This is a genomic window from Brasilonema bromeliae SPC951, from assembly GCF_012912135.1.
Taxonomy (GTDB): Bacteria; Cyanobacteriota; Cyanobacteriia; order Cyanobacteriales; family Nostocaceae; genus Brasilonema; species Brasilonema bromeliae.
This window is the reverse complement of sequence record NZ_QMEB01000285.1, coordinates 1-7544: the sequence shown is the minus strand read 5'-3', so window position 1 is coordinate 7544 and position 7544 is coordinate 1. Positions and strand designations below refer to the sequence as shown.

At 42.2% G+C, this 7544-nt stretch carries 4 protein-coding genes; 2 read left to right on the top strand and 2 right to left on the bottom strand.

The window, feature by feature from the left end; translation table 11 throughout:
• Positions 1 to 266: 266 nt before the first annotated feature.
• On the bottom strand, positions 267 to 1640 hold the full coding sequence (locus DP116_RS25520; protein WP_169157818.1) for a lipid-A-disaccharide synthase-related protein: 1374 nt from the start codon (positions 1638 to 1640) through the stop codon (positions 267 to 269).
• Positions 1641 to 1795: 155 nt separating this feature from the next.
• Between DP116_RS25520 and DP116_RS25515 the strand changes: the two genes are divergently transcribed.
• Complete coding sequence (locus tag DP116_RS25515) at positions 1796 to 3874, top strand: BamA/TamA family outer membrane protein (protein WP_169157817.1); 2079 nt, start codon at positions 1796 to 1798, stop codon at positions 3872 to 3874.
• A gap of 200 nt (positions 3875 to 4074) precedes the next feature.
• The gene (locus DP116_RS25510; RefSeq protein WP_169157816.1) at positions 4075 to 5841 is read left to right on the top strand and encodes a serine/threonine-protein kinase; all 1767 of its coding nucleotides are present in this window, start codon (positions 4075 to 4077) and stop codon (positions 5839 to 5841) included.
• A gap of 219 nt (positions 5842 to 6060) precedes the next feature.
• Here the strand turns inward: DP116_RS25510 and DP116_RS25505 are convergent, their stop codons facing one another.
• Positions 6061 to 7041 (bottom strand): SGNH/GDSL hydrolase family protein, encoded by a 981-nt coding sequence (locus tag DP116_RS25505; protein WP_169157815.1) that lies wholly within the window; start codon positions 7039 to 7041, stop codon positions 6061 to 6063.
• Between the last annotated feature and the right edge of the window lie 503 nt (positions 7042 to 7544).

Here is a 7544-nt window from a genome sequence, read left to right as displayed (position 1 = left end):
CCGCAAGGGAATTCAAAGTTCAAAATTCAAAGTTCAAAAAAAAAGAATTCTTAATTTTGAATTTTGAATTGATAATTTTGAATTTGAGCGAAGCGAGCAGACGTAGACGTAGGTTGGGTTGAGGAACGAAACCCAACACCTACCTCGCTTTTGTTGGGTTGCGCTCCGCTTAACCCAACCTACAATTCTTCTTAACTTCGCTTGTGTAGTAGCGAATTATATTCGCCCAAAACTTTTAAAACATCCTCTTTTCCTTCTATTGCAAATCAATCTTCATTCCACAACAACTTCATCGAATACTCAGCTATTCGTTCGGCTGCACCTGCTTTACCCATTCGTCGGACGCCATTTTCTGCAATAGCTTGCAACATATCGGGGTTGGCAAACAGTGACTTAACCACCTGAGCAACTTCTGCGGGTTGTTCTACTAAAATCACAGATGGCCCCAAATGACGGCTTTGTGCTTCAGCAAAGGCATAGGTAAATTGGGGACCAAGTCCAGGGATAGTAATCGCAGGTTTGCCTAAACCCACAAATTGCTCTGTTGCTGTTCCTGCCATTGCGATCGCCAAATCTCCCTGATGCAAGCAGTCATTATAAGCATTCTGCGATAATATAAAGAATGCATTCTTTTGCTGAAATGTCAAGGAATCCTTATCGGGAATTTGAATTGGAGGTTGAGCGTGGGGCTGCCAGCCTTGAGATTCAAGGATTTGGCGTATGCTTTCAATGTGTAAACTGGGGGCGATCGCACCCAAAAAAACCACAGTTTCAGATCTGTATTCCACAAACTTTTGCTCTTTCCAAAGCGCCATCAATGCAGAGACAGCAATCATCATTTGATGCCAATTAGCGTATGCTTCTGGCGGACGAGAACCGGGGAGGAGAGTCACAACTAAAGGTCGAGCTAATTCTTGCTTTTCTATATGAGTACCATAAAATCTTGGACGTGGAATTGTTGGTTCCAAAGCATCCATCATCGGGTTACCCAAATCAAAAGCCGGAATCGGCCACTTTTTTAATATCTCTGCTGTGAGCGAGTCTCTGGGAAACACAGCCTTGCAACGCTGCTGACTCATCAACCAACGTTCCCAAGGATGGTAAATTGAGCCAGAAAAACTTTCCCACCATGCCCCTTTATCTTTGCGTTTTAATAAATTCACGTCATCTCGTACATAGTACTCAGATTTTGCTGTGCCGACGAAGCCGTAGTTAGCACCACTCAACCACGCAAATATCAGTGGTACGATATCGCCCACTGCTAATATAGCTATCCTGTGACCTGATTTTTTTTGAGTATTTACCCAGTGACGTATGGAGTTAATTTGACTGACGGTGAGTTGTAACAAACCACCATTGACATCTCGTACAAATTGGCGTCCATCCATGTAAATAAAACCGCCCGACGGCATTGTGCGTACGGAACCGATGAGGCGAATATCCAACCCTTGGTAAGCGTATCCTTGTCCCACCAACGGCAAAGCAAAGATTTCGGGTGGGTTGGGTTGTTGCTGAAGTTCTTGCAAGATACGGACAGCAATAATATCTTCCCCATGTCCGTTGCTCATAACGAGTAACCGTAAGTTTGGAGTATCCTTTTCGATGTTAGAACTTAACGATGATGGTGATGAATCACTCATGAGAAACAAAAATTTAAAAATAACTGTCGTTTGGCACAAGAGGAATCAATGGGGGTATAAATCGGCAACGTAGCTGGAAGTTAGTACTATGCCCATTGCCAAACCTCAGTACGAAAGTACGAACTAACTCCCAGTTCATTAGACTACTATTTATTATGCGAGTTTCTTCTGCGGCGATTTTTACTTTAGTGACTTTGGCAACTGGCAATGCTCATCAGCAAGCATTTGCTGCACCCTCGAATACTTCTGAGCAACCTGAAAAACCTGATAACGTTGTGGTGCCAGTGACCGAAGAAACGCCTGCTCGGATAGAAACGATTGCACCCCCAGAGACAGTAGTTATTGGACAATTCTCTCAAAAATCTGGTAATGTGCATGGCGGTAGTCGTAAATCAGTGGTGATAGGTACCGAAAAGGAGAAGGAGACAAGGGAGATAACTTTTTCATCTCCCTCATCCCCCTCATCCCCCTCGTCTCCCTCATCCTCTCCAGCTACTGGTAATGATTTAGTAGTCACTGCTAGTGAAGTAAACATAGTCGGGGCGAATGAGGAATTGCAGCAGGCGATTCGCAGTGTCATCAACACTCAAGTCGGTGCACAAACCAGTCAAAGTCAGTTACAAAAAGATGTTAAAGCAATTTTGGAGACTGGTTTATTTACGGATGCTCGTGTTAATAGCCGTTCTACGCCAACTGGCTTAAGTGTAGAGTACCAAGTACAACCAGTTGTTGTGCGTTCTCTACAACTTTCCGGGGCAAACGTGTTGAGTTATGAAGTCGCCAGGGAACGCTTTCAACCTCAAATAGGAAAAGTTATCAGTCCCAGTGGTCTTAAACAAGTAGTCCAAGATATTAATAAATGGTACGCTGACAAAGGTTATAAAGTTGCAAGAGTTATATCGATTAGACCCAGTGCTGAAGGAATCCTGACTTTGAATGTTGCTGAAGGTGTTGTCAACAATATCAAGTTTCGTTTTGTGAACGAAGAAGGCAAAACAGTTGATAACAAGGGTAAGCCAGTCCAAGGACGTACAAAAACAGATTTCTTGCAGCAACAGCTTAAGTTTAAGCCAGGACAAGTTTATCAAGAAAACTTAGTCAAGCAAGATTTACAGCAACTGTATAAGACAGGGTTATTTCAGAATGTCAACGTTGCTTTTGAAGGAGATGCGACAAAACTGGATGTCGTTTACGAACTTAAGGAAATAGGGGCACGTTCTATTAATGTGGGCGGTAATTATAACGCCGATCAAGGGATAGTTGGTACATTAACTTACCGAGATCAAAATGTTGGTGGCGTTAACGATCTTTTCGGTTTTAATCTTGAACTTGGTGCGCGTGATTTTCAATTTGATACTAAATTTACAAGTCCCTACCGGCAAACCAATCCAGACGCCTTTGGTTATAGTGTGAGTGCGTTCCGCAAGCGGGGACTTTCTAAAACTTTTGATGGGGACATCAAATTGGCAAATGGCGATAGAGTGCGGGAAGGTCGAGTTGGGGGTGGTGTGAGTTTGCAGCGCCCGATTGAAGGTTGGAATACTTCCTTGGGCTTTAATTATAGTCGTGTCAGTCTTCGCGATCGCGACGGTAAAGTTACCCCAACTGATCAAAAAGGAAATCCTCTGTCTTTTAGTGGAACTGGTATTGATGACCTAACCACTGTATCCTTAACCGCCACCAAAGACGAGCGAGATAATCCCTTCAATCCAACGAATGGTTCTATTCTCAAACTCAGTACCGAACAATCCATTCCTCTTGGGGAAGGACAAATTTCTATGAATCGCGTAAAGGCAGACTATAGCCAGTTTATGCCAGTAAAGTTATTTGAATCCAAAAAACCACAAGTCTTCGCCTTGAATGTCCAAGCTGGTACAGTCCTTGGTGATTTACCACCTTATGAAAGTTTCAACTTAGGTGGTGTCAATTCAGTACGCGGTTATGGTGAGGGTGATGTTGCTAGTGGTCGCACTTATGTGTTGGCGTCGGCAGAATATCGCTTTCCGATTGTCCAAGCATTGGGAGGTGTCTTCTTTGCTGACTTTGCCTCAGACTTAGGTTCTGGTGAGTCTGTGTTGGGTAACCCTGCAGGAGTTCGTGATAAACCTGGTACTGGTTTTGGTTATGGTGCGGGAGTCCGCTTTGACTCACCTCTAGGCTTGATTCGGGCTGATTTTGGGCTGAATGACCAGGGAGAAAGCCGAGTTCATTTCGGTGTCGGTCACCGCTTTTAGAAATGCTGAGTTATAAGTGATAAGTATACTATTAAGGAATAACGAAGAAAAATAAGACTATTCTGTGGGCTAAGTATTGAACATGGTTTGATATTCCTCAAAATTCAGGTTAGACTCAGGAGTCAAAACCGGAACTTTTACAGTTCCCGGTTTTCTATAAGAAAAGCAGTAGTAATCATATTTACTAATCAGGACTCTCTATGCTAGTTACTAAAACTTTGCAGAGTGGTAAATATACCATAAACCAGGAAATCGGTCGAGGTGGCTTTGGCATTACGTTCAAAGCAACTCACAATTTCCTCAATCAGGTCGTGGTAATTAAAACTCTCAATGAAAAGCTGCGACAGCATCCTGATTATGTTAAGTTTGAGCGTCAATTTCAAGATGAGGCAAGACGATTAGCAACTTGTATCCATCCGAATATTGTCCGGGTGAGCGACTTTTTTGTCGAAGACAGACTACCCTACATGGTGATGGAATATATTCCTGGCGAGACTCTAGCTGAGGCATATGTCATGCCAGGGATACCTTTGCCAGAGGATAAAGCAATTCATTACATCAGCCAAATAGCAGCTGCATTGCAGGTCGTGCATCAAAATGGCTTGCTTCACCGGGATGTGAAACCGGATAATATCATTCTTCGTGAAGGAACGCAAGAGGTCATACTGATTGATTTTGGAATTGCACGAGAATTTCACAATGGCGTCAAGCAAACTCACACGGGAATTGTTTCTGAGGGTTATTCCCCAATTGAGCAGTATCTGTCGCAAGCAACCCGCAGTCCTGCAACTGATGTTTATGGTTTAGCAGCAACACTGTATGCATTGTTGACAGCACAAGTGCCGATACCAGCACTTCTGCGCGATCGCGAGCAAATGCCTTCCCCCCGAGAGTTACAACCCCATTTAAGTGCTGCTATCAATCAAGCAATCATTCGTGGTATGGCAACTGACGCTCGCTTTCGTCCTCAGTCAGTGCAAGAGTGGTTACTGCTATTACCTGATAATAGGCAAAGTGGTGTACACCAATCACTCGTGACATCAGTCGTGCCAACTATCAATTTATCTAATCAGCCATACCCAGACGTGCCAGATGTGCCAAATGTGCCACAACAAGTCGCATCTGTGAACACGCCAACCCTACCACCTTCAGGTAATGCCAAATTCAAGAAAATTCTCTCGTCACCTAAAGTACTCATTGCAACGGGTATAGCGCTTTTGGGTGTTACGAGTGGTTTTGGTATCACTAGTTTGTTGAGTAAAACTCAACCAAGCTCATCAGTTCCACAATCAGTCGTCGAAAAGAATGATCCTAACGAGGAAAAACCTACAGTCATCCTAACACCATCGCCTGTCATTAAAGAAACTAATACTGTTAAAGAAACTAATACTCAACAGAAAGAAGATAATACTTCCTCGCAAGTGAAATCTGCAGCTGCTTCTACTTCAACACGCCGTCGGCGTATCCGTCGTGTTTCAACTGAAGAAACTCCTGATAGCAGCAATACGACAAGACAATCCTATAAGAGGAATGCGACAAGAGAATCCTATAGGAAGAATGCGACAACAGATTCCGATAGCAGCGATGCGACAAGAGATTCCGATAGCAGCAATGTGACAACAGAATCGTCTCAAACCTACTCCAGAAAATCCCAACGTCGCCGATACCAACAAGACTCACAACAGGAAGCTTCTGGGCCTAAGATTACTTCATCACCTTCACTGACAGAACGACTACGAGCAATCCGCGAATCTCGCAAGACTTCCTCAGAATCTTCAGGAAATAACCGACCATCTTCTCGTGGTGCGTCTGAATCATCGCAACCAGTGACCCAGACAAATAATTCTTCTGTTGTTGTACCAGAACAGCCATCTGTTGCGGAACCAAAGCACTTTGATTCTCCTGATATTGTCGTTCCTACACAAGACAAGGCATTGGAAAATTCACAAACTGATCATAATAATTAGCTCTTGACACTCCCCTGGTTTTTCGTGTACTCAAGCGATAGCGATAATTACACCAAAAGGCAGGGGATTGTGTACTCATCAATAAGTAGCCATCATGAACTGCATATACCAGAACCGATGAAACATTTTCTCCCTGTTAAGCGTTCCCTGTTAAGCGTTCCCTATTTTCAAGTCAGATCAACATTGAAAAACGTAAGATAGAATTTTTGCGATTTCTATTCAGCTTCCAGCCATTCTTATCGTGCTATGTTCAGCTTCATCTATTGCAGATCGCCATACATCGTAGGCTTCTGTGTTCAAATGAAGCCCGTCTGTAGTCAACTCTAAACGCAAGTTACCTTGAAAATCTGCAAACCAATCATAAAGATTTAAATAATAAACTCCTTCTTGTCTAGCAATAAGGGAGAGTTGATCATTCAGGTGACGAATGCGGGTATTGGAGATTGCAGATAAACGAGTTGGCAAAATCGATTGGATAAAAATTATGGTTTTTGGGTGAGTCTGTCGCAACTTGCGAACAATTTGGCGGTGATTGTGTAAAATGATTTCATCTGTCGTACCCTTTCGCAAGTCATTAATTCCAACCATGATATAAATAAAATCCGGTCTGGTTTCACTAAAAACGGACACCCTTTTTAAAACACCACCGCAAGTATCTCCAGATATTCCCTGATTCAGCCACAATCTATCTACAGGCAGTTTTTCTTGAGGAAACCACAAACTTAAAGAATCACCCACCAAAATTCCCAGACGATGATCGCCTTGACTTTGAGTCATTGCTTTGGCTTCCATCGCCAATAAGCTTTTCCAATCCTCATATGTGAGTTGAGTCTTCGTCGTAGATATCAACGATGACTCTGTCCTCTGTTTAGGTAAGCTTGGATAAATCTGACCAGCTTTCAGTGCGGCTAATCTTTCGTGGTAAAGTTGGTTTCCAGATGTAATTTTGTGGGATACTACTTGAGTGTTTAGATTGCTATACGATACTATTGGCTTTGGCAACCAAGAGTGACTCAACTCTGGTGGATTTCTTTCTGCAATAGAGAATATTTTCTTAGTGAGATTTGCCTTTGAAACATATTTTAAATTCCCAGCGACTTTGCTATTTTTTAAAGAGACATTGGACAAATGCACAAGAGTTAATGCTGGTATTACCAATCCTGTCAACAGACCTACTGTTAACAGACAAAGATTTCTCATCTTTACATTTATCCTCTCCGGAGCGCTTTTTCTGACTGACAGCATTAACTTGTTGAATTAAAGTAAAATTTTAGATAACTATTTCATTATTTTTCATTTCTGTACATATTTCTGTAAAGCATTGCGGGATGATGTTTACCATCTCTTCAAATTTTTTCCATATTGCTTTTAGCAGTTTTCATTTTTGTCGAAAACTGCCCACATCATTAAATATCGTTGCTCATCTGAGAAAAATCTGCTTTCTGTGAAGCGGTAATAGGAATTAAAATGCAATGCTTGTATGCACAGCATGAATTCCATTCAGCCTATCGCCTTTTCACATACTTAAGTCATTCACCCAAAATTTCAACTGAAGTGTTCATCGCCTTTGAATAAGCTATATCGTATAGGTGAGAGCTTTTTGAAATTTGAAAATAATATGATATCATCACTTGTCAAGTCAATTATAGAAATATAAAATTCCCCCAAAAATTTTTGTTCAGCTAGGTACAGTTTATGTTAAC